Below are 22013 nucleotides of genomic sequence, written 5' to 3' on the forward strand. Positions count from 1 at the left end.
CGCTCCTTATGGCAACAGGCTTTTAACGTCGATAGGCTTGGCTTCATTGTCGGCTTCACCTTTATCTTTGCCGTCAATCGCCATACCTGTCTTACGGTAAAAGTTATAGTCAGGATATTTACCCGGCCCTGAAATCAGCAGATCTTCTTTTTCGTACACCAGATCCTGACGCTTGAATTCCCCCAGTTCAAAATCCGGCGTCAACTGAATCGCGGTAGTCGGGCACGCTTCTTCACACAGGCCGCAGAAAATGCAACGCGAGAAGTTGACGCGGAAGAATTCAGGATACCAGCGACCATCTTTATGCTCGGCTTTTTGCAGTGAGATACATCCCACCGGGCAGACCGCTGCACACAAGTTACACGCAACACAACGCTCTTCACCGTCAGGATCACGCGTCAGCACGATGCGCCCACGGTAACGGGGTGGCAGATAAACCGGCTCTTCCGGATACATTTTTGTTTCGCGTTTATGGAAGGCATGAAGCCCTATCATCCAAATACTGCGTACCTGGGTGGCGAAACCGACCACTAACTCTTTTAATGTCATGGTTCAATCACCCCTTTATTGAGCGTTGTATAAAATCACGGCGGCAGTCGCCAGCATATTAAGTAACGTTAACGGCAGACAGACTTTCCAGCCAAATGACATCACCTGGTCATAACGAGGACGCGGCAAGGCGGCGCGGATCAAGATAAACATCATCATGAAAAATGCCGTTTTCAGCGCAAACCAGACGAAGGGAGGCAAGAGAGGCCCATTCCAGCCACCAAAGAACAGTGTGACGATTAAAGCGGATACCGTCACGATGGCGATATACTCGCCCACAAAGAACAGACCGAATTTCATGCCGGAATATTCAATGTGATAACCGTCGGCCAACTCTTGTTCTGCTTCCGGTTGGTCGAAGGGGTGGCGGTGACATACCGCAACCCCCGCAATGGCAAAAGTCAGGAAGCCAAAGAATTGAGGGATGATATTCCACACATATTGCTGTGAGTTGACGATATCCACCATGTTAAAGGAGCCGGCTTGGGCGACAACGCCCATCATGGACAGACCAAGGAAGACTTCATAACTCAATGTCTGTGCTGATGCACGCATCGCACCCAGCAAGGCATATTTGTTGTTACTCGCCCAACCCGCAAACAGCACGGAATAAACCGCCAAGCCCGCCATCATCATGAAGAACAAGATGCCAATGTTCAGGTCTGCGGCCATCCATGTTGGGCTTACCGGCACAATAGCAAAAGCCAGCAACATTGAGCTGAAAGCAATGACAGGCGCCAAGGTGAAAATGGCGCGGTCGGAAAAGCGCGGTGCCCAGTCTTCCTTAAAGAACATTTTGATCATGTCTGCAACAAGCTGCAATGAACCGCCCCAACCTACGCGGTTTGGCCCATAACGGTTCTGGAACAGGCCAAGGATGCGGCGTTCAAAGAAACTCATGAAAGCCCCGCAAACCACCACGACCAACAGAATGACAGCAGCTTTCAGTACCGCAATCAGGATTTCAATGACTTCGGGAGTAAACCAACTCATTATGCAACCTCCCGTAAGTTATGGACTGATTTGCCCGCCAGAACCGGCGGTATCCCCGGCATTCCCAACGGCAAGCCGACTTGCCCTTGAGCAAGATTGCCACTCAAGCGTACAGTTAAGCGCAGTTGCTGCCCTTCACAATCCAATGCCATCACCGCACCTTCTTTCACCTTCAAATGCGCCGCATCTTTATAATTGATCATCACATACGGCTCAGACATACGCGCCTGCATGACCTCAGAACGCTGCGACAGTTCTTCACTGCCGAACAAATGGAAATAAGGCGCAATATGCCATTGATCGTTTTGCGCAGTGAATGCGGCCGGAATAGCGTCAAAATAGTTCAACCCGCCATCAACCGCTTCAATCAAACGAACACCCGGATCACCGAAACGTAATTTACCACCGACTTCCGCCTGAAATTTATTCCACGCCTGGGGTGAGTTCCAGCCCGGTGCCCATGCAAAGGGGATTTGCTGACGGGGTGCATAGGGGCTGTTGTTCCCTTCCATTGAGAAAGCAAATGCGGTATCGATATCCTGTGGCTGGCGCTGCTCATGCACACTGACATCAGCCAGCATCGCAGTACGGCCACTGTAACGATGGGGAGAACGCGCCAATTTTTGCCCGCGAATACGGAATGCCGCATCCGGTGCCGCATTGACGATGCCTTTGAATTGCGGCATGGCTTTGACACAAGCGGCAATCACATGATCAAGCTGCGTCCAGTCGGTCTGGCACTGGGTATAGGTGGTATACAGTGAGTGCATCCAGCGCCAGCTTTCTAACATCACAATGGACTTGTCATAGAATGCCGGTTCGTAAACCTGAAAATAGCGTTGGGCACGACCTTCCTGATTCACCAGCGTACCATCGCTTTCCGCAAAGCTGGAGGCTGACAGAATCAGATGCGCCTTGTCCATGATGGCGGTGCGCTGATGATCCACGACAATCAGGTTTTTCAGGCTATCCAGTGCGCGATCAATTTTATCCGCCGGGGCATGGCGATAGAGATCATTTTCCATCACGATGGCGGTATCTGAATGGCCTTTAGCGATACGTTGTAAAGCCGCATCCAGTGGCTGCGCTTCCATCATCGCCAGCCCGATGCTGTTGGCATACGCAGCAACATAGGAGAGGCCAACCTCCGAGCCTTTATCTTTCAATGCCCATGCGATATTGGCAGCGGCCTGAATCAAGGCATCGCTGCCTGAATTGCTGCCACTGATAATCAAGGGCTTTTTCGCCTCACGTAATGCTTGTGCAATGATTTCCACCTTCGATTTCAGTTCATCCGGCAAATCATTAACGGCAGGAGCAATACTGTTCAGGGCATGTGCCACGGCGAAACCCAAGCGAGCCTGATCATCAACCGGGGCGCGGTAGTTCCATGCGGCAACATCATCCAGCCGGGTATCATCGACGCTGGTCAGGAAGAGAGGGTACTTGGCATGTTGGCCGATATTCATCACCGCCGCAATTTGCCAGTCTGCCACTTTCTGGGCAGCAGCCATTTCACGCGCTTTCCCCTTCACGGCCTGACGCACCGATAATGCCATGCGCGCCGCCGTTTGCGTGAGGTCTTCCCCCAGCACAAACACCGCATCGTAATCTTCAATTTCACGCAGCGATGGGGTATAAACGCCGCCTTGCTGGAGAATTTCCAGCATCGTATCAAGACGATGTTGTTCTTCCGCTGAAATGCCGCTGTAGAAGTTTTCCGCCCCTACCAATTCACGCAAGGCAAAGTTACTTTCAATGCTGGCACGCGGTGAACCAATACCAATGGCATTTTTTGCCTGACGCAAAATATCGGCGCCCCCCTGCATAACCTGTTCAGCATTCAATGAAATCCATTGATCGCCACGCAGTTGTTGTGGCTGGCGAGGCCGGTCGTCACGGTTGACATAGCCATAACCGAAACGCCCGCGGTCACACATAAAGTAGTGGTTGACGGTGCCGTTGTAACGGTTTTCTATCCGGCGCAATTCACCGTAACGTTCACCGGGACTGGTGTTACAGCCAATGCTGCACTGTTGGCAGATACTTGGCGCAAACTGCATATCCCATTTACGGTTATAGCGTTCTGAATGGGTTTTGTCGGTAAATACTCCGGTTGGGCAAATTTCAACGAGGTTACCGGAAAATTCACTTTCCAGTGTGCCACTCTCAGGGCGGCCAAAATAGACGTTGTCATGAGCGCCATAAACGCCAAAATCCGTCCCATCCGCGTAATCTTTGTAGTAGCGGACACAACGGTAACAGGCGATGCAGCGGTTCATTTCATGAGCAACGAATGGCCCCAGTTCCTGATTTTTGTGAGTGCGTTTGGTAAAACGGTATTTTCGGAATGAATGCCCGGTCATGACCGTCATATCCTGCAAATGGCAGTTGCCCCCCTCTTCACAAACAGGGCAATCGTGGGGATGGTTGGTCATTAACCACTCCACAACACTTGCACGGAACTGTTTCGCTTCATCATCATCAATGGAAATATACGTGCCATCTGACGCCGGTGTCATACAAGACATCACCAGACGACCGCGCGTATCTTCCGCGTTTTGATATTGCTTCACCGCACACTGGCGGCAAGCGCCAACGCTTCCCAGCGCTGGATGCCAGCAAAAATAAGGTATATCAAGCCCCAATGAGAGGCAGGCTTGTAACAGGTTATCAGCCCCGTTTACATCATATTCTTTGCCGTCTACATGTATCGTAGCCATAGTCAGCATGCTTCCCAATGGCCTGCCGTGGCAGGCGTTAATCAAAAATGAAAACCAACCTTACCAACGCTGCTTAAGCAAATTGGGCTGAATACCCGCAATCAGGCTGGTATTGCCGTAGTCGTTGAAAGAATGGTCTTTGGTGACAATGCCCGCTTCAAATTCTTCACGGAAGTATTTGATGGCGCTCTGCAAAGGCTCCACGGCACCCGGCGCATGGGCGCAGAACGTCTTGCCGGGGCCAAGGAAACGACAGAGTTGTTCCAAGGTTTCGATGTCACCCGGCTGGCCTTTGCCACTCTCAATGGCGCGGAGGATTTTGACGCTCCACGGCAAACCATCACGGCACGGTGTGCACCAGCCACAAGATTCGCGGGCAAAGAATTCTTCAAGATTGCGGGTCAGGGAAACCATATTGATCTCATGATCCACCGCCATTGCCAGCGCCGTTCCCAAACGGCTGCCCGCTTTGGCAATATGCTCAAAATCCATCGGCAGATCCAAATGGTCTGCGGTCAGGAAATCGGTGCCTGCCCCGCCGGGTTGCCAGGCCTTGAATTTCAGGCCATCACGCATTCCCCCGGCGTAATCTTCCAGAATTTCACGGGCGGTTGTGCCAAACGGCAGTTCCCAAACGCCCGGATTTTTGACCCGGCCAGAAAAGCCCATCAGTTTGGTGCCGGCATCGTTACTTTTGCCCTCACTCAAACCGATATACCACGCTTTCCCATGTTCAAGAATGGCAGGCACGTTGCACAACGTTTCGACATTGTTGACACAGGTTGGTTTGCCCCATACGCCGGCAGACGCAGGAAAGGGCGGTTTTGAACGTGGATTGGCCCGACGCCCTTCAAGGGAGTTAATCAACGCGGTTTCTTCACCACAGATATAACGACCCGCGCCGGTATGCACAAACAGTTCAAAATCAAAACCACTGCCCAAAATATTCTTGCCAAGCAACCCGGCGGCTTTGGCTTCTTCGATGGCCTTACGTAAATGAACCGCCGCCTCGATATATTCACCACGCAGGAAGATGTAGCCACGGTAGGCTTTCAGGGCAAAGGCACTGATCAACATGCCCTCCACCAACAGATGAGGCAGTTGCTCCATCAGTAAGCGGTCTTTGTACGTGCCCGGCTCCATCTCATCCGCATTACACAGCAAGTAGCGGATATTCATGCTTTCATCTTTTGGCATCAGGCTCCATTTCAGGCCGGTTGAGAAGCCTGCGCCGCCACGGCCTTTTAAGCCGGCATCTTTAACCAGCGCGGTAATTTCATCAGGCGCCATGCCCTTCAGTGCTTTTTCGGCACCTTTGTAACCATTCTTGTCGCGGTATTCATCCAGCCAGACAGGTTGTTGGTCAGCACGCAACCGCCATGTCAGGGGATGATTTTCCGCTGTGCGGATAATGTCTTTCACTCCTGAATGCGTTGTCATGGATATTGCTCCAGTAATTTTTCAATTTCTTCGGGCTTCACGTAACTGTGAGTGTCTTCATCAATCATCATGGTTGGCCCCTTGTCACAATTACCCAGACAGCAGGTCGGCAACAGGGTGAAACGCCCGTCTGCCGTGGTTTGCCCCGGACGAATGTTCAGGTGCGACTCTATCGCTGACTGAACGCCCTGATAGCCCGTGATGTGGCATACCACACTGTCACAATAACGGATAATGTGACGCCCGACGGGTTGTCGGTAAATCTGGCTGTAAAACGTCGCCACCCCTTCCACGTCACTGGCCGGGATGCCCAAGACCTCAGCAATGGCATAAATCGCCCCATCAGGCACCCAACCACGCTGCTTTTGCACAATTTTCAGTGCTTCGATTGACGCCGCACGCGGATCTTCGTAGTGGTGTTTTTCCTGCTCAATGGCATTACGTTCGTCAGCACTCAATACAAACTGATCCGGTGCCTGAGCGTCCGTTACGTTAACCACATCAAGGCGTGCTTGCTTGTTTGCGTTAAATTCACTTTGCATCGTTAGCGATCCACATCAGACATAACAAAATCGATACTGCCCAGATAGACGATCAGGTCAGAAACCAGACTGCCGCGTATCACCGCTGGAATTTGCTGCAAGTGGGCAAAACTGGGTGTACGAATGCGGGTACGGTAGCTCATGGTGCTACCATCACTGGTCAGGTAATAACTGTTGATACCTTTCGTTGCTTCGATCATCTGGAATGATTCATTGGCTGGCATGACCGGCCCCCATGACACTTGCAGGAAGTGGTTAATCATGGTCTCGATGTGCTGCAAAGTCCGCTCCCTCGGCGGCGGCGTGGTCAGCGGATGATCCGCCTTGAATGGGCCTTCTGGCATATTTTTCAGGCACTGCTCAAGGATGCGCAGACTCTGGCGGATTTCTTCCACTTTCAGCATGACCCGGTCATAGCAATCACCGTTGTAACCGGTTGGCACTTCGAAATCGAAATTTTCATAGCCGGAATAAGGGCGCCATTTACGCACGTCAAAGCTAATGCCGGTTGCACGCAGCCCCGCACCGGTAACGCCCCAGTCCAACGCCTGTTTCGCATTGTAAGACGCCACGCCAACAGAACGCCCTTTCAGCACACTGTTTTTCAGCGCCGCCTTGACGTAAGAATTCAAACGTTTCGGTAGCCAGTCCAGCAATTCACGCAGAAGCTTGTCCCAACCCCGTGGCAGGTCATGAGCCACCCCACCGATCCGGAACCAAGCCGGATGCATACGGAAGCCGGTAATCGCCTCAACAATATCGTAAACTTTCTGGCGGTCAGTGAAGGCAAAGAAAACCGGGGTCATCGCCCCCACGTCTTGGATGAAGGTACTGATATAAAGCAGGTGGCTATTGATGCGGAACAGTTCGGACAGCATGACACGAATGGTTTTCACCCGATCCGGCACCTCAATGCCCGCCAGTTTCTCAACCGCCAGCACATAAGGCATTTCGTTAACACATCCCCCCAGATACTCGATGCGGTCGGTATAAGGGATATAGCTATGCCATGACTGACGTTCCCCCATCTTTTCGGCACCACGATGGTGATAACCAATATCGGGAACACAATCGACGATTTCTTCGCCGTCAAGTTGCAGGATTATGCGGAATGCGCCGTGGGCAGAAGGATGGTTTGGACCGAGGTTAAGGAACATGAAGTCTTCATTGTCAGTACTGCGCTTCATGCCCCACTCTTCGGGTTTGAAAGTCAAGGCTTCCATTTCCAGATCTTCTTTCTGCTTAGTCAGTACAAAAGGATCAAATTCCGTGGCGCGCGCAGCGTATTCCTTACGCAACGGATGCCCTTCCCATGTCGGCGGCATCAAGATACGGCGCAAATTCGGGTGGCCGTTAAAGGTAATGCCAAACATTTCCCATGTTTCACGCTCATACCAATTGGCATTCGGGAAAATTGACGTGATAGTGGGGATATTCAGGTCTTGTTCAGCGAGCGCGACTTTCAGCATGATGTCACGGTTTCGCTCAATGGAAATCAGGTGATAAAACACCGAAAAGTCAGCCGCAGGCAGACCTGACCGGTGAGAGCGCTGACGCTCATCGACACCATGCAAGTCAAACAGCATGACATAAGGTTTGGGCAATTTTTTCAGGAAGGTTATTACTTCCAGTAACTGTCTCCGCTTGACCCAAACAACAGGCATACCTGTCCGGGTCGGCTGGAGGGTAAAGGCATCCGGGCCAAATTGACGATTAAGCTCGCTCACCACCGGATCATCAAGATGATCCCGCGTTGCCCAAGCCGGCCGGGCGCTTTCTTGCGCTATCTGATCTGTCATCATTCTTCACCACAACGCTTGATCAGGGTTTTTGTGATCGCAACACATTGCTCTATGGTTACGCTATATGGCTAAAAGCCTTAAATTTCGTCTGGCGTGCGCAGATTTTTCACTGCAATACGTTCACCGCGCTTCCGTTCTCTTTCTGATTGCATATTGGCGCGGTAAACCCCTTGATCGCCAACGACCCATGACAGTGGGCGTCGTTCTTTGCCTATGGACTCCTGCAACAGCAGCAGTGCCTGCATATAGGCTTCCGGGCGAGGCGGACAGCCAGGAATATAAACATCGACAGGGATGAACTTATCGACCCCTTGGACGACGGAGTAAATGTCGTACATGCCACCGGAATTGGCGCAGGCACCCATTGAAATGACCCACTTCGGTTCCAACATTTGGTCGTACAGACGCTGAATGACGGGTGCCATCTTGACGAAACAGGTTCCGGAAATCACCATGAAATCAGCCTGACGGGGAGAGGCCCGCAAGACTTCTGCACCAAAGCGTGCAACATCGTGAACCGCGGTAAATGACGTCACCATCTCCACGTAGCAACACGAAAGCCCGAAGTTATAGGGCCACAGGGAGTTTTTTCTTCCCCAATTCACCATATCATGCAGAGCATGTTCCAATTTTCCCATATAGACACTACGGTGAACGTGTTGCTCTAAGGGATCGCTGACAGTTTCCTGTTTTTGCAGGGGATAACGGTCATTCTCACCATTCGGATCGATGCGGGTGAGCGTATAATCCATCTTTATGCCTCGCTATTACTGCATGTGACTGTTGTTGGTATAAGTGCCAGTGTTGATATACGTGTCAGCACTCGGTTTACTGACCTGACGTTTTGAACGCGCGGGTGTCCAATCCAACGCCCCAATGCGCGCCAGATAAATCAAACCTGCCAATAACACCAAAATGAAAATGCTTGCTTCGGCAAAGCCTAGCCAACCGCTCTCTTTGATTGAGACGGCCCATGCATATAAGTAAAGGACTTCAACATCGAAGATAACAAAGAACATGGCAACCAGATAAAACTTCGCCGACAAACGCAAACGTGCACTGCCGACAGAATCGATACCTGATTCATAAGGGACATGTTTTGCTCTGGCTTTTGCTCTGCCGCCCATGAAGTACCCGCCCAGTAACATGAGCGCACACAAACCAAGAGCACCTATTAGAAAAACCGCAAATGCCCAGTGATGGGCTAGAATTCCAGTGGATGTAGACATACTCGTTGCTTACTCATCAAAAGTGGTGTCAAGGTGTCTGCTCTTTTTGCCGGCAGTGTTGCACCACATCGATTCATGGGAAGGGATAACAACCAAATCTGAAACAATGCTAATCAATATATCTTAATAGCTTGAATCGTCTTGGTTTTTATTCCTCTCAACAATAATTTGCCATCACGGCAAATGCACTCACCTATTTATTTACAAGCCACAAACCATTAATTAACAGATTGTGCTAGTATAACGCTAAAACGTGTCAGTCGTATAAAAAAACATCTTCCTGACATAACTAGTCTAACCGATAACTCGACTTTACTACACCATTATCGCAGGAAAAACCTGTCTTTCCACTGCGTTGTCGGGGGTATTTTTATGATCAAGTGCACAGTTTCATTGAAAAATATTCAACACTTGAATGCAATTTATTCAACCATTAATAAATTGTTTCTAAAAAGAACTAATAAAGTGTGATAAGCGAGCTATTTCTAAAAACGGTTTTATTTTATCAAGTTAGAAAAATGAAATTTGTTAACACAGCAACATTCTTTTAACCAAAATTCGAAAGGGATAGGAAAATTAGTAGGGTATATTTCTTATTAGAAATATCAGAAATGGAAATGAAAACTTGGGAGGACTATTAATAGAAAATTCGCTAATAGGAAATTAGCAACAGGCTAATATCTCCACAAATAAAATGGAAATATTAGCCTATAAAACACATAATACTTATTCGTCTATATTTTCAACGGAATTTTCATCAACTGTTTCAGTTGATTTGACAGGTTCAATGGTGGCAATAGATTCATCCATTTCGTCGGATTCATCAGATTCAACAGCCGTTACGGTATAAGGTGTTTTCTTATTTTCAATGGCATCGAAAACGGTCAGAACAGATTCATTCTGTTCGTTACTATTGCGATATAAGAAGAATTGGATTTCCGGCAGGCGTGGTAAGCCTTCAATTTCACCTAAAATTCTCAGGTCTGCATTATGCATTTCCAGCGGGCGAGCGGTAATACCGACTTCTGCATTGACAGCCGCGCGAACGGCGGAGAGGGAAGCCGCTTCATACGCAATACGCCATGAGATGCCTGCCATATCCAGCGTATCCAAGGCTATCTGGCGGAAAGGGTTGGTTTCATCCATCACAACCAACGGTACAGGTTCATTCGTCTGCAATTGGAAATCAGGTGCACAGTGCCATAAAACAGGCGAGGAACGTAAAACCGTTTTAGGATGGTGGTTAATTTTTGCTGTGGTTAATGCCAAGTCGATCTCATGGTTATCCAGCATGCTTTCGATAAACTGAGCACGCTTAATACGTACATCAACGGCCACACGTGGATAGACAGAGGCAATACGGTTCAGCAAGAAAGGAAGCAGTGTATCAACAGCGTCATCTGACACACCTATTCTTAATTCACCGTCTGCATCATTGTAGGTTAATGATGCGGTTGCATCGTCATTGGCACGAAGGATCTGGCGTGCGTAACCAAGAAGTTGAAGCCCATGCTCGGTCAGAAGTTTATTGCGGCCGTGGCGAGCAAATAGCTCTCTCCCCACGAGATGTTCCAACCGCTGCATTTGCTGACTCACAGCTGACTGCGTTCTAGAAACAGCTGCTGCTGCTGCTGCAAAAGTATTTAAGTCAGCAACGGCAACAAAAGTTCTTAGCAGATCGAGATCGAGGTTTATTATCTGACGATTTGCATTTATCATTGTTTATTCATCACTTTTTTTTGATTTTAATTACTAACTAACCTGGTGTTTTTACTTCAGCAGTATCAAATAAAATAATACCGATTGTGACATTACTCTACTCTATTAAGTAGGGCAAAGGTTTACTGCATTTTTTTTACTATTTAGATCATCATGGGTTTTATTTTCTCCTTTCTTAACAAAATTTATGCAATCCCAAAATAAAATAGAGATAAAACCCTATTTACATCACATAACCACCAATTTCCAGTACAAATACCCTTTTTCTGACTTGCTTCAAAGAATAACATAATCTGAATTAGGAACGCTTAACACCACTAAATAATATTAGTATTTTTAATGAATTAGCGTTTTCATTGAAAAGGCCCGAAAATGTCATGGGTAAACATTCAAAAAAATTGTCGAAGTATCATGTGATAAAAACCTAAATTAACCTTACCTCAATAAAGATAAATTATAAGAATACATTATACAAACCTTCTTACTTTTATTGACAATTGAGGTTCCCTAAACAAATGAACTAAAAAACCTCTGCCAAAATGGCATCTCCTGCCTGCTCTGTCAACTAAAAACAAGCCATTATGCAAAATTTAATTCTGACTTATCGCGCATAATTAAAATAAATCACCAATAAAAGAGCATGATTCAGAGAGCAAACTTATTCATCTCTTCTTAAAACAACCGTTTTAACCAAAGATATCAAAGTCTCTTCAAAATACGGATCGAGAAGAGTACATTGATCATCACACTTTTTATGCGGGTAGTATCCATTTTCGCCAAGAGGTCAAGGCTCCCTATGTTTTCCATTAATAAATCCAGTAAATTAGATAATGTCTGCTACGACATTCGGGGGAATACCCTCAAAGAAGCCAAGCGACTCGAAGAAGAAGGTAATAAGGTACTGAAATTAAACATTGGCAATCCAGCGCCATTTGGATTTGAAGCACCTGATGAAATTTTAGTCGATGTTATCCGCAATTTGTCAACAGCCCAAGGGTACTCTGATTCGAAAGGGCTGTATTCTGCACGCAAGGCCATCATGCAGCATTATCAGGCCAGAAAGATGCTGGATGTTACCGTTGAAGATATCTTTATCGGTAATGGTGTTTCTGAACTGATCGTTCAATCCATGCAGGCCCTGTTAAATACCGGGGATGAAATGTTGGTTCCTGCGCCTGACTACCCACTTTGGACGGCGGCAGTCTCACTTTCCAGCGGTAATGCCGTTCACTATCTCTGTGATGAACAGCAAGGCTGGTTTCCCGACTTAGACGATATCCGCCGTAAAATTACGCCGCGTACCCGTGGTATCGTGATTATTAACCCGAATAACCCAACCGGCGCGGTCTATAGCAAAGATTTGTTACTGGAAATCGTCGAAATCGCCCGTCAGCATAATCTGATTATTTTTGCCGATGAGATTTATGACAAAATCCTGTACGACGATGCCCAGCACCACTCTATCGCCGCATTAGCGCCCGATCTGTTTACCGTGACCTTTAATGGCTTGTCCAAAACCTATCGTGTTGCGGGTTTCCGTCAGGGTTGGATGGTACTGAATGGCCCCAAAAAACAGGCCAAGGATTATATTGAAGGGTTAGAAATGCTGGCATCCATGCGCCTTTGTGCCAATGTGCCGATGCAGCATGCCATTCAAACCGCATTAGGTGGTTATCAAAGCATCAGTGAATTTATTTTTCCCGGTGGCCGGCTCTATGAACAGCGCAACCGTGCCTGGGAGTTGATCAACCAGATCCCAGGCATTTCCTGCGTGAAACCCATGGGTGCCCTCTATATGTTCCCGAAAATAGACACCAAACGTTTCAATATTTATGATGACCAGAAAATGGTACTCGATCTGTTACTACAGGAAAAAGTTTTGCTGGTTCAAGGCACGGCGTTTAACTGGCCAAACCCTGACCATTTCCGCATTGTAACACTGCCACATGTTACTGACTTGCAAATAGCGATTGAAAAATTTGCCCGCTTTATCGGTAACTATCGCCAATAATCCGCATATTCCTTATTTATACTTGTCGTACTTCAAGATACATTGATCATCTCCCCGCGATGCGGGGAGATGATCAGTTTCTTTTGCCTTGCGAAATGCAGTTTGAAGTTAATGGGGTATAGTATCTTGCCTGATAATAAAACTATTGATTATTTCTAACTTTAATGAACGTTATAAACTCACAACGTAGCTTTTATTGTATTTTGTCATATGAGAAATTTTCCGTTGACGAAGTAATTTCCATATAATATTTTTTATAATTACATAATCTGATTAATAATCAAAAAGAAATCACCATGAAAATAACAGATATTTTTATTGCGTTGTTTAGCATTTTATTAGTAAGACTAAAAGTAAGGTAAAAATATGAAATATGACTATGATAGTGTTTTCCGATTGCCATTTACTGAAAGAACATATAATAAGAATCCTTATTCCAGAGAATTAAAAGCCAAGGCTCTGTTTGTTGAAGGGAATATAGCTGTATTTGATAAAACCATCTTTTACGCAGAGTCAGGAGGGCAAGTCAGTGATATAGGAAAAATAATAACGCCCGACCATAAAACAAACAATGTCATTGATGTCCAACATAAATTTGGCAGTAAGTTATCAATTAAGAGAACAGATGTTGACGTTCCTTTTATTGATGTTGAAACCAGAATTGTACATTTTTTTTCATCTCCTGTTGATTTTAAAATTGGCGATATTGTTACTATGAGTATCGAATGGGACAGACGATATTCTATAATGAAACACCATACATTGGCTCATTTTTTATTTTATGCGTTTAATCGAGTCTTCAATGAGTCACATGAATCGATTTCTGTGAAAGGTTGTTCTATCGATGAAAATAAAGCAAGTTTTTCATTAAATAAAAAAATATCAATGGAAGCATGGGAAACTATAAAAGCATATACATTAGAGAAAATTCATTTAGATAAGCAAGTCATTATTGAGCCTGAAGCAAAAACAGACACCATATTTTACTGGCGATATGATGATTTGATCATACCTTGCGGAGGAACACATATAGAGAAATTAAATGAATTAGATAAAAATAGTATTTTTTTCCATAAAAAGAACGCGGGTAAAGATAGAAGTCGGGTATATATATCAAATAATAGCTCATTTATATCTGGGAGTTTATCAATATAAGGATTTATCGGCGCAATCAGTTTGAACACGGCCTGTGCACAGAAATCGGAGCCATTATATGTTATGAGCGGCTTTCAAACACAGTCTGGGTTCAACGTTAGCAAAAACACATTCTAACTTATGAAGCCTGCCCAAAGAGTTTTTATCACTCTGATTATAGTGATTATTTTTGTATTGAAGAAAATTGGCACTGAATAGGTTTACTTCCCTTCCTGCTCCACTCACAATTAATCCTAGTTATTCCACTGCACGTTATTCGGCCAGAAGAGGAAATTATGAGTCATTTTTTCGCCCAATTATCCCGCCTGAAATTAATTAGCCGTTGGCCGCTTATGCGCAATGTGCGTACAGAAAATGTTTCAGAGCACAGTTTGCAGGTCGCTTTTGTCGCCCATGCCTTGGCGATCATCAAAAACCGTAAATTCAACGGCACGGTTAACCCTGAACGGATCGCCCTGTTGGCTATGTACCACGATGCCAGCGAAGTCATTACCGGCGATTTGCCGACGCCAATTAAATACTACAATCCACAAATTGCCCATGAATATAAGAAAATAGAAAAAATAGCCCAACAAAAATTATTGGCGATGTTGCCAACGGAATTACAGGATGATTTTCGCCCCATTCTGGATGAGCATCACCATGATGAAGAAGAAACTCGTATTATCAAGCAAGCCGACGCATTATGTGCTTACTTGAAATGTCTGGAAGAGCTCTCAGCAGGGAATACTGAATTCAATCAAGCCAAAAGCCGGCTGGATAAGACACTGGCCGCACGCCGCAGTAAAGAAATGGATTATTTCATGGAAGTGTTTGTCCCCAGTTTCAGCCTCTCCCTTGATGAAATTAGCCTGTGAGAGAGGCTGAAACATGAGAAGTTGAAACATTAGAATGGGAACAGTATCGGGATAATCGCGACGCTAATTCCCATCACAATCAGCGTAAAAGGCACACCGAGTTTCAAGAAATCAGCAAATCGATATCCGCCAGGCCCTAGCACTAAGGTATTAACGGGAGACGAAACCGGTGTCATAAACGCCGCTGAAGCCGCCACCCCAATTATCATCGCGAAAGGCAAAGGTGAAACCGCCATCTCATTTGCCGCAGCAATGGCAATCGGTGCCATTAATACGGCCGTCGCCGTGTTGGAAATAAACAAGCCTATGACGGCACAAAGCACAAACAGGCACACCAACATCACCCGTGGTCCCATATTGCCGGCGATATCCATCAATCCACGAACAATCAGGTCAATGCCCCCGGTTTTTTGCAAGGCCAGCGCAAAAGGCATCATGCCGACAATCAAGATAATGCTCGGCCAGTGAATGGCTCGATAAGCACTTTCCATATCAATGCAGCGGAATTTTCCCATCAGCAAACAGGCAATTAACGCAGCAATAAAATTCGGGATTTCATTAGTCAGCATCATCGCCACCATCAGGGCAAGGCAGAATAAAGCATGAGGAGCCTGTGAAGCCGCGGGAGCCGCACTTTCCTCTTCAATAGGCAGGTTCAGGACAATAAAATCAGGGGTTTTTGTTTTCAAGGCGCGGATCAGTTTCCAGTCACCGATCACCAGCAGCGTATCCCCCAGCAGCAAAGGCTCATCCACTAACTTCCCATCCAGCGCTTTCCCCCCGCGACGAATTCCCACCACATTGAGGCCATAACGGGTACGAAATTTCATCCCACGCAATGATTGCCCCAATAGCTGGGATTCCGGGATCACTGAAATTTCAGCCATCCCGACATCACGGGATTGCTCGGAAAAATATTCTCCACGCAATACCATCGGTTCTAGCCGTTGATCGCGGCAAAACTCGCGCAAATCCACATCACTGCCCGACATATCCACCAGCAAGACATCCTGCGCTTTCAATTCCCTGTCCCCGGTGGCGGCGATCATGACGCGCCGGAACTTGCGCCAACGTTCAATGCCAATGACATTAGCCCCATAACGGGCGCGCAGCCCCGCTTCATCCAAGGTGTGCCCAACCAAAGGCGAACCTTGGCGAAGAGAAAAACGGCGGGCACGGCCAGACAATTTATAGTCGCGGATCAAATCACGGAATGTCCGCTGATAGCGCTCATCCGCGGTCTGGTGATTTTTGCCGCCCAGCCAACGACGGGCAACTAACATGTAAACCACGCCAGCCACCAACACTAACAGGCCAATCGGCGTAATGGAGAAGAAATCAAACCCGCGCAGACCTTCACGCACCAGCTCACTGTTGACCACCATATTGGGCGGCGTTGCCACCAGGGTCATCATGCCACTGATCAGACCGGCAAACCCCAATGGCATCATCAGCCGCCCCGGCGAGGTTTGCATTCGGGTCGCCACGCTCAAGACAACCGGAATAAAGATGGCGACCACTCCGGTTGAACTCATGAACGCGCCCAATCCGGCAACCGATAACATCAGCCAGGCCAACATCTTGGTTTCACTGTTACCCGCGACACGAACCAGCCAGTCGCCCATCTGATAGGCCACCCCGGTTCTCACCAGCCCTTCGCCAATGACAAACAGGGCAGCAATCAATAACACATTGGGATCACTAAAACCGACGGTGGCTTCACTTAACGTCAGTGTGCCACTCAAGACAAATGCGATGATCACCAATAACGCCACCACATCCATCCTGACTTTATTGGTGGTGAAAAGCACAATGGCTATCAATAGCAGGGTCAATACCCACAACAGTTCGCTACTCAATCTAAGCCCCTATCAACGATATCTTTCAATTAAACGTTAACAAGTTAAGTAGAGCACTTTTCTCTGGGAAAATCCTTCGTTAGGATCAAGGATCTTCCCAAAACGAAATCTATTGGGTGTAAATCGACACATAACCGCCGGATTTGACAATCTCGATATCTTCCAGATTATTCAGCGTCAAATGGACTTCGTCACGGCGCGGAATATCCGGCGAATCGTGGACAACAACAACCTGACAGCCCGCATCCAGTCCGGCATGAATGCCCGCCGCCGCATCTTCAAAAACTACGCACTCTTCCGGCAAAAGCCCGAGTTTTTTCGCGCCCAGCAAATAAGGCTCAGGGTTTGGCTTGCCATGGGTGACCGACTCTGCTGTCACCCAATGCGCCGGTTCCGGTATCTCCGCCACTTGATGCCGGGCAGACGCAAGCGGCACCGTTCCCGATGTCACAATCGCCCACGGAATATCCAGCGCATTCAACTTATCAATCAGGGCGATGGCACCCGGCAACGCCGTAATGCCTTGCGTATCTTCTGTTTCAATTTTTTCAATCCATTTGAAAGTCCGGCTGATCTCTTCTTCACTGGCATCCGGCATAAAATGCCGCAGTGATAATATCGCCGGCGTACCATGCACATAGTTCAGCACTTCATCCCGGTCGATCCCCATTTTGTCGGCAAACTGGGCCCATGCCCGTTCAACCGCTGGCAATGAATCGATCAGCGTACCATCCAAATCGAATAAAAAACCTCTGCATCTCAGAACCAAATCCGACTCCTTAAATATCATCAAGAAAAGAGTTATCCAATTGCTTAAATGCCCGTTTAAGCAATTCAGCCAGTGAGAAGTAAGTCGGGGCGTTTTCCACAGGCGCCATGGCAATACCTGCCTGAGTAAATTTTTCCCGAATTTCATAAAACCAGTTCAGCAATCTTTCCGGTAACGGTGTTGCCGCACGTTTTCCCAGCCACCATAATCCCTGCAACGGCAAACTACAGGCAAACAGTGCCGTCGCCACCGAGGGACCCAATTGCCCCCCCAGGGCGATTTGCCATGTCAAGGTAAAAATAGCCAACGGCGGCATAAACCGAATACCAAAACGGGTCGCCTTAATCACACGATTTTCAGGAAAAACAGGGGCAAGCTGCTTTGCCAGTGGCCAGGTTTTCAAATATTGTTGGCCTAATTGCATTCGCTTAAACCAACCCTGACTGACAGGCGGTGTCGTGTTCATCATGACCTCAATCAATTAAAGGTATAGTTTTTAAAAAATCTCTACAAAAGATAAAATCTTTTTTGTAGTATTAATACTATTAAGTATATTTTGTCTTTATTGCTGGCAAACGGTATCCTACACAGACTTTTATGTTGTTGCAGTAACAAAACAGGAATTTTGCCCTTTTTCGCAACAATTAGGCTCGGTTTGTTAACAAATTATTTTTATTTTTTAACACTGTTCTTTTTAAAGATTAGATCACAACAAGATAATAGGTATTTCCATGTCAAGTAAGCTGGTACTGGTTCTTAATTGCGGTAGCTCCTCCCTGAAATTCGCTATCATCGATCCTGCCAATGGTGAAGAATATCTTTCGGGTTTAGCAGAGTGCTTTAACCTGCCTGAAGCCCGTCTTAAATGGAAAATGGATGGCGCGAAAAACGAAGCTGCTTTAGGTGCCGGCGCAGCACACAGCGAAGCACTGAATTTCATTGTTAATACTATTTTGGCTGAAAAGCCAGAACTTTCCGCCCAAATTGCAGCCATCGGTCACCGTATTGTACATGGTGGTGAGAAGTTCACTTCTTCCGTGGTGATCACCGATGACGTTATCGCAGGTATTGAAGCCGCTATTCCATTCGCGCCACTGCACAACCCGGCTCACCTGATCGGTATTGCAGAAGCGAAAAAAGCCTTCCCTCACCTGCTTGAGAAGAATATTGCCGTATTTGACACCGCCTTCCACCAGACGATGCCTGAAGAAGCGTACCTGTACGCACTGCCTTATAACCTGTATAAAGAGCACGGTATTCGTCGTTACGGCGCACACGGCACCAGCCATTTCTACGTTTCCCGCGAAGCCGCCAAGCTGCTGAACAAACCGGTTGAAGAGCTGAATGTCATCACCTGCCATTTGGGCAACGGCGGTTCTGTTTCTGCGATTGTTAACGGTCAGTGTGTTGATACTTCCATGGGTCTGACCCCACTGGAAGGTCTGGTGATGGGCACCCGCAGTGGTGACATCGACCCGGCTATCGTTTTCCACCTGCACGATGCCATGGGCATGAGCGTCGCTCAGATCAACACCCTGCTGACCAAAGAATCTGGCTTCCAGGGGCTGACCGAAGTAACCAGCGACTGCCGTTATGTCGAAGACAACTACGAAACCAAAGCGGATGCTAAACGTGCCATGGATGTTTACTGCCACCGTCTGGCGAAATACATCGGCGCCTACAGCGCACTGATGGAAGGCCGTTTGGATGCGATTATCTTCACCGGCGGCATCGGTGAAAACTCCGCGCTGGTGCGTGAACTGACCATGAAGAAAGTGGCTCTGCTGGGCTTCGAATATGATCACGAGCGTAACCTTGCCGCTCGCTTTGGCAAATCAGGGGTTATCACAACCGATAACAGCCGTCCTGCTCTGGTTATCCCAACCAACGAAGAATTGGTCATTGCTCAGGATTCAGCACGCCTGACTGCATAACAAAGCAGTCATGATTTTCAGAACCGCCGGCATCGCTGGCGGTTCTCTATTCATGAGTCAAATAAAGAGGTTTCCGTGTCCCGTACAATTATGCTAATCCCTACTGGCACCAGCGTTGGTTTAACCAGTGTCAGTTTGGGTGTTATCCGCTCTATGGAGCAAAAAGGCGTTCGCCTGAGCGTTTTCAAACCTATCGCCCAACCCCGTCACACGGGTTCCCAAGATCAAACCACTTCCATTATCCGTTCACACTCCAGCATCCATACCGCTGAACCGCTGGATATGGCCTATGTGGAATCGTTGCTGGCCACCAATAAAAAAGACGTCTTAATGGAAGAGATCGTGGCACGTTACCACGAAAACGCCAAAGAGGCAGAAGTGGTGCTAATCGAAGGTCTGGTGCCGACGCGCAAACATCCGTTTGCCCAATCCCTGAACTATGAAATCGCCAAGACACTGAACGCGGAAATCGTGTTCGTGACGGCTCAGGGAACCAACACGCCGGAGCAACTGAAAGAGAGCATTGAACTGACCCGTGCTGAATACGGCGGCAGCAAGAACCAAAACATTATCGGTGTCATTGTCAATAAACTGAATGCCCCGGTTGATGATCAAGGCCGCACCCGCCCGGATTTGTCTGAAATCTTTGATGAATCCACCAAAGCAACGGTTGCGCATATCGATCCCAATGCCATCGTCAAAAACAGCCCGCTGCCGATTCTCGGCTGCATCCCGTGGAGTTTCGACCTGATCGCGACCCGTGCGATTGATATGGCCAAGCACCTGAAAGCGGATATCATTAATGAAGGCGCTATCGAAAGCCGTCGCATCAAGTCCGTGACATTCTGCGCCCGCAGCATCCCTAACATGCTGGAGTACTTCCGTCCGGGTTCCCTGCTGGTGACTTCCGCTGACCGTCCTGATGTCCTGATCACCGCTTGTCTGGCCGCCATGAACGGCATTGAAATTGGCGCCGTCTTGCTGACCGGGGGTTACTCTATTGATGACTCTATCCGTGAACTGTGCGAACGTGCATTCAGCACCGGCCTGCCGGTTTTCACGGTGAAGACCAACACCTGGCAGACTTCCCTGAACCTGCAAAGTTTCAGTCTGGAAGTGCCGGCCGATGACCACGAACGCATCGAAAAAGTCCAAAACTACGTGGCACAACACATCAGCAGCGAGTGGATCGATTCTCTGGCAGCCGCCTCCGAGCGTCCAAATCTCCTGTCTCCGCCGGCATTCCGTTATCAGTTGACCGAACTGGCGCGTCAGGCCGGCAAGCGTATTGTGCTGCCGGAAGGCGACGAACCGCGTACCGTCAAAGCCGCCGCTATCTGTGCTGAACGTGGCATTGCCGAATGTATCCTGTTGGGTGATCCCGAAGAAATCCGCCGTGTTGCTGCGGCGCAAGGCGTTGAGTTGGGCACCAGGATTGAGATCGTGAATCCGGCGGCAGTCCGTGAGCGTTATGTGCCGCGTCTGGTTGAACTGCGCAAGAACAAAGGCATGACCGAAGTGGTTGCCCGCGAACAACTGGAAGACAACGTGGTGCTGGGCACCCTGATGCTGGAGCAAAACGAAGTTGACGGCCTGGTTTCCGGTGCGGTTCACACCACCGCCAACACCATTCGTCCGCCATTGCAGTTAATTAAAACGGCACCAAACAGCTCGCTGGTTTCTTCTGTCTTCTTTATGTTGCTGCCAGAGCAAGTGCTGGTTTACGGTGACTGTGCGATCAACCCAGACCCCACCGCCGAGCAACTGTCTGAAATCGCCATCCAATCGGCAGATTCTGCAAAAGCATTTGGTATCGAGCCTCGCGTAGCGATGATCTCTTACTCCACCGGTAATTCCGGTGCGGGCAGCGATGTTGAAAAAGTGCGTGAAGCCACCCGTTTGGCACAAGAAAAACGCCCGGATCTGATCATCGACGGCCCATTGCAGTACGACGCGGCGATCATGGCTGATGTAGCAAAATCCAAGGCACCAAACTCACCGGTTGCCGGTCAGGCAACCGTATTTATCTTCCCAGACCTGAACACCGGTAACACCACTTACAAAGCGGTACAGCGTTCAGCGGATCTGGTTTCCATCGGGCCAATGCTGCAAGGTATGCGCAAGCCGGTTAACGACCTGTCCCGTGGCGCACTGGTGGATGATATTGTTTATACCGTTGCACTGACTGCCATTCAGTCAACTCAGCAAGAAAACGCGTAAGCAAGATCCTATAACAACAATCCCATGCCTTGGCGTGGGGTTGTTGAGTCAGTGATATCCCTTTCATCTCCCCCAATCCAGCCATTTTCTTTGATAATCATATCACTACCACTCATGCGCCATGACGCCGCCCTCACCCCCCTGTCTGGTAAACAATGGGTAAACAAAAAATATCGACATCGCCTGTTTTTTTAACTAATTTATCCAAAGT

The 22013-nt window shown here is 48.0% G+C and carries 17 protein-coding genes; 5 read left to right on the top strand and 12 right to left on the bottom strand.

The window, feature by feature from the left end:
• Positions 1-6: 6 nt before the first annotated feature.
• The 9 genes from nuoI to hexA form a co-directional block, all read right to left on the bottom strand.
• On the bottom strand, positions 7-549 hold the full coding sequence (nuoI, locus tag XDD1_RS11940) for an NADH-quinone oxidoreductase subunit NuoI (protein ID WP_045958195.1): 543 nt from the start codon (positions 547-549) through the stop codon (positions 7-9).
• Between the two features lie 15 nt (positions 550-564).
• Positions 565-1542 (bottom strand): NADH-quinone oxidoreductase subunit NuoH, encoded by a 978-nt coding sequence (gene nuoH, locus XDD1_RS11945; protein ID WP_045971440.1) that lies wholly within the window; start codon positions 1540-1542, stop codon positions 565-567.
• Positions 1542-4265 (bottom strand): NADH-quinone oxidoreductase subunit NuoG, encoded by a 2724-nt coding sequence (gene nuoG / locus XDD1_RS11950; RefSeq protein WP_148885990.1) that lies wholly within the window; start codon positions 4263-4265, stop codon positions 1542-1544. Before nuoG ends, nuoH begins: the two co-directional genes overlap by 1 nt.
• A gap of 60 nt (positions 4266-4325) precedes the next feature.
• Positions 4326-5705: an NADH-quinone oxidoreductase subunit NuoF gene (gene nuoF / locus XDD1_RS11955; RefSeq protein ID WP_045971444.1), complete on the bottom strand. Its 1380-nt coding sequence runs from the start codon at positions 5703-5705 to the stop codon at positions 4326-4328.
• Positions 5702-6247 carry an NADH-quinone oxidoreductase subunit NuoE gene (gene nuoE, locus XDD1_RS11960; RefSeq protein ID WP_045971447.1) on the bottom strand — a complete coding sequence of 182 codons (546 nt, stop codon included), beginning with the start codon at positions 6245-6247 and terminating at the stop codon, positions 5702-5704. Before nuoE ends, nuoF begins: the two co-directional genes overlap by 4 nt.
• Positions 6248-6249: 2 nt before the next feature.
• Positions 6250-8049 carry an NADH-quinone oxidoreductase subunit C/D gene (gene nuoC / locus XDD1_RS11965; protein WP_197540990.1) on the bottom strand — a complete coding sequence of 600 codons (1800 nt, stop codon included), beginning with the start codon at positions 8047-8049 and terminating at the stop codon, positions 6250-6252.
• A 77-nt stretch (positions 8050-8126) separates the two neighbouring features.
• The gene (locus XDD1_RS11970; RefSeq protein WP_045971450.1) at positions 8127-8801 is read right to left on the bottom strand and encodes a NuoB/complex I 20 kDa subunit family protein; all 675 of its coding nucleotides are present in this window, start codon (positions 8799-8801) and stop codon (positions 8127-8129) included.
• Between the two features lie 15 nt (positions 8802-8816).
• Positions 8817-9278 carry an NADH-quinone oxidoreductase subunit A gene (locus tag XDD1_RS11975; RefSeq protein ID WP_045971452.1) on the bottom strand — a complete coding sequence of 154 codons (462 nt, stop codon included), beginning with the start codon at positions 9276-9278 and terminating at the stop codon, positions 8817-8819.
• 726 nt (positions 9279-10004) lie between these two features.
• Positions 10005-10997: a transcriptional regulator HexA gene (gene hexA / locus XDD1_RS11980; RefSeq protein WP_045971453.1), complete on the bottom strand. Its 993-nt coding sequence runs from the start codon at positions 10995-10997 to the stop codon at positions 10005-10007.
• A gap of 796 nt (positions 10998-11793) precedes the next feature.
• On the opposite strand from hexA, the gene XDD1_RS11985 reads away from it, so the two are divergent.
• The 3 genes from XDD1_RS11985 (at position 11794) to yfbR (ending at position 15020) form a co-directional block, all read left to right on the top strand.
• Complete coding sequence (locus tag XDD1_RS11985) at positions 11794-13008, top strand: pyridoxal phosphate-dependent aminotransferase (RefSeq protein WP_045971455.1); 1215 nt, start codon at positions 11794-11796, stop codon at positions 13006-13008.
• Between the two features lie 366 nt (positions 13009-13374).
• Positions 13375-14163 carry an alanine--tRNA ligase-related protein gene (locus XDD1_RS11990; protein WP_045971457.1) on the top strand — a complete coding sequence of 263 codons (789 nt, stop codon included), beginning with the start codon at positions 13375-13377 and terminating at the stop codon, positions 14161-14163.
• A 275-nt stretch (positions 14164-14438) separates the two neighbouring features.
• Positions 14439-15020: a 5'-deoxynucleotidase gene (yfbR, locus tag XDD1_RS11995; RefSeq protein WP_045971459.1), complete on the top strand. Its 582-nt coding sequence runs from the start codon at positions 14439-14441 to the stop codon at positions 15018-15020.
• A 29-nt stretch (positions 15021-15049) separates the two neighbouring features.
• Here the strand turns inward: yfbR and XDD1_RS12000 are convergent, their stop codons facing one another.
• The 3 genes from XDD1_RS12000 to yfbV form a co-directional block, all read right to left on the bottom strand.
• Entirely contained in the window at positions 15050-16879 is a 1830-nt protein-coding gene (locus tag XDD1_RS12000) for an SLC13 family permease (protein ID WP_045971461.1), read from the bottom strand.
• Positions 16880-16988: 109 nt separating this feature from the next.
• Positions 16989-17648: a sugar phosphatase gene (locus tag XDD1_RS12005; protein ID WP_269450517.1), complete on the bottom strand. Its 660-nt coding sequence runs from the start codon at positions 17646-17648 to the stop codon at positions 16989-16991.
• 10 nt (positions 17649-17658) lie between these two features.
• Entirely contained in the window at positions 17659-18114 is a 456-nt protein-coding gene (yfbV, locus tag XDD1_RS12010; RefSeq protein WP_045971465.1) for a terminus macrodomain insulation protein YfbV, read from the bottom strand.
• Positions 18115-18379: 265 nt separating this feature from the next.
• Here yfbV and ackA point away from each other — a divergent pair, with 265 nt between their 5' ends.
• Positions 18380-19582: an acetate kinase gene (ackA, locus tag XDD1_RS12015; protein ID WP_045971467.1), complete on the top strand. Its 1203-nt coding sequence runs from the start codon at positions 18380-18382 to the stop codon at positions 19580-19582.
• Between the two features lie 75 nt (positions 19583-19657).
• On the top strand, positions 19658-21802 hold the full coding sequence (gene pta, locus XDD1_RS12020) for a phosphate acetyltransferase (RefSeq protein ID WP_045971469.1): 2145 nt from the start codon (positions 19658-19660) through the stop codon (positions 21800-21802).
• Positions 21803-22013 lie beyond the last annotated feature (211 nt).

This window comes from Xenorhabdus doucetiae (assembly GCF_000968195.1).
Taxonomy (GTDB): Bacteria; Pseudomonadota; Gammaproteobacteria; order Enterobacterales; family Enterobacteriaceae; genus Xenorhabdus; species Xenorhabdus doucetiae.

What these genes read in the sequence shown, in the direction of transcription:
- nuoI (WP_045958195.1), bottom strand. Translation starts at nt 549, where the DNA reads ATGACATTAAAAGAGTTAGTGGTCGGTTTCGCCACCCAGGTACGCAGT.
- nuoH (WP_045971440.1), bottom strand. Translation starts at nt 1,542, where the DNA reads ATGAGTTGGTTTACTCCCGAAGTCATTGAAATCCTGATTGCGGTACTG.
- nuoG (WP_148885990.1), bottom strand. Translation starts at nt 4,265, where the DNA reads ATGGCTACGATACATGTAGACGGCAAAGAATATGATGTAAACGGGGCT.
- nuoF (WP_045971444.1), bottom strand. Translation starts at nt 5,705, where the DNA reads ATGACAACGCATTCAGGAGTGAAAGACATTATCCGCACAGCGGAAAAT.
- nuoE (WP_045971447.1), bottom strand. Translation starts at nt 6,247, where the DNA reads ATGCAAAGTGAATTTAACGCAAACAAGCAAGCACGCCTTGATGTGGTT.
- nuoC (WP_197540990.1), bottom strand. Translation starts at nt 8,049, where the DNA reads ATGATGACAGATCAGATAGCGCAAGAAAGCGCCCGGCCGGCTTGGGCA.
- XDD1_RS11970 (WP_045971450.1), bottom strand. Translation starts at nt 8,801, where the DNA reads ATGGATTATACGCTCACCCGCATCGATCCGAATGGTGAGAATGACCGT.
- XDD1_RS11975 (WP_045971452.1), bottom strand. Translation starts at nt 9,278, where the DNA reads ATGTCTACATCCACTGGAATTCTAGCCCATCACTGGGCATTTGCGGTT.
- hexA (WP_045971453.1), bottom strand. Translation starts at nt 10,997, where the DNA reads ATGATAAATGCAAATCGTCAGATAATAAACCTCGATCTCGATCTGCTA.
- XDD1_RS11985 (WP_045971455.1), top strand. Translation starts at nt 11,794, where the DNA reads ATGTTTTCCATTAATAAATCCAGTAAATTAGATAATGTCTGCTACGAC.
- XDD1_RS11990 (WP_045971457.1), top strand. Translation starts at nt 13,375, where the DNA reads ATGAAATATGACTATGATAGTGTTTTCCGATTGCCATTTACTGAAAGA.
- yfbR (WP_045971459.1), top strand. Translation starts at nt 14,439, where the DNA reads ATGAGTCATTTTTTCGCCCAATTATCCCGCCTGAAATTAATTAGCCGT.
- yfbV (WP_045971465.1), bottom strand. Translation starts at nt 18,114, where the DNA reads ATGAACACGACACCGCCTGTCAGTCAGGGTTGGTTTAAGCGAATGCAA.
- ackA (WP_045971467.1), top strand. Translation starts at nt 18,380, where the DNA reads ATGTCAAGTAAGCTGGTACTGGTTCTTAATTGCGGTAGCTCCTCCCTG.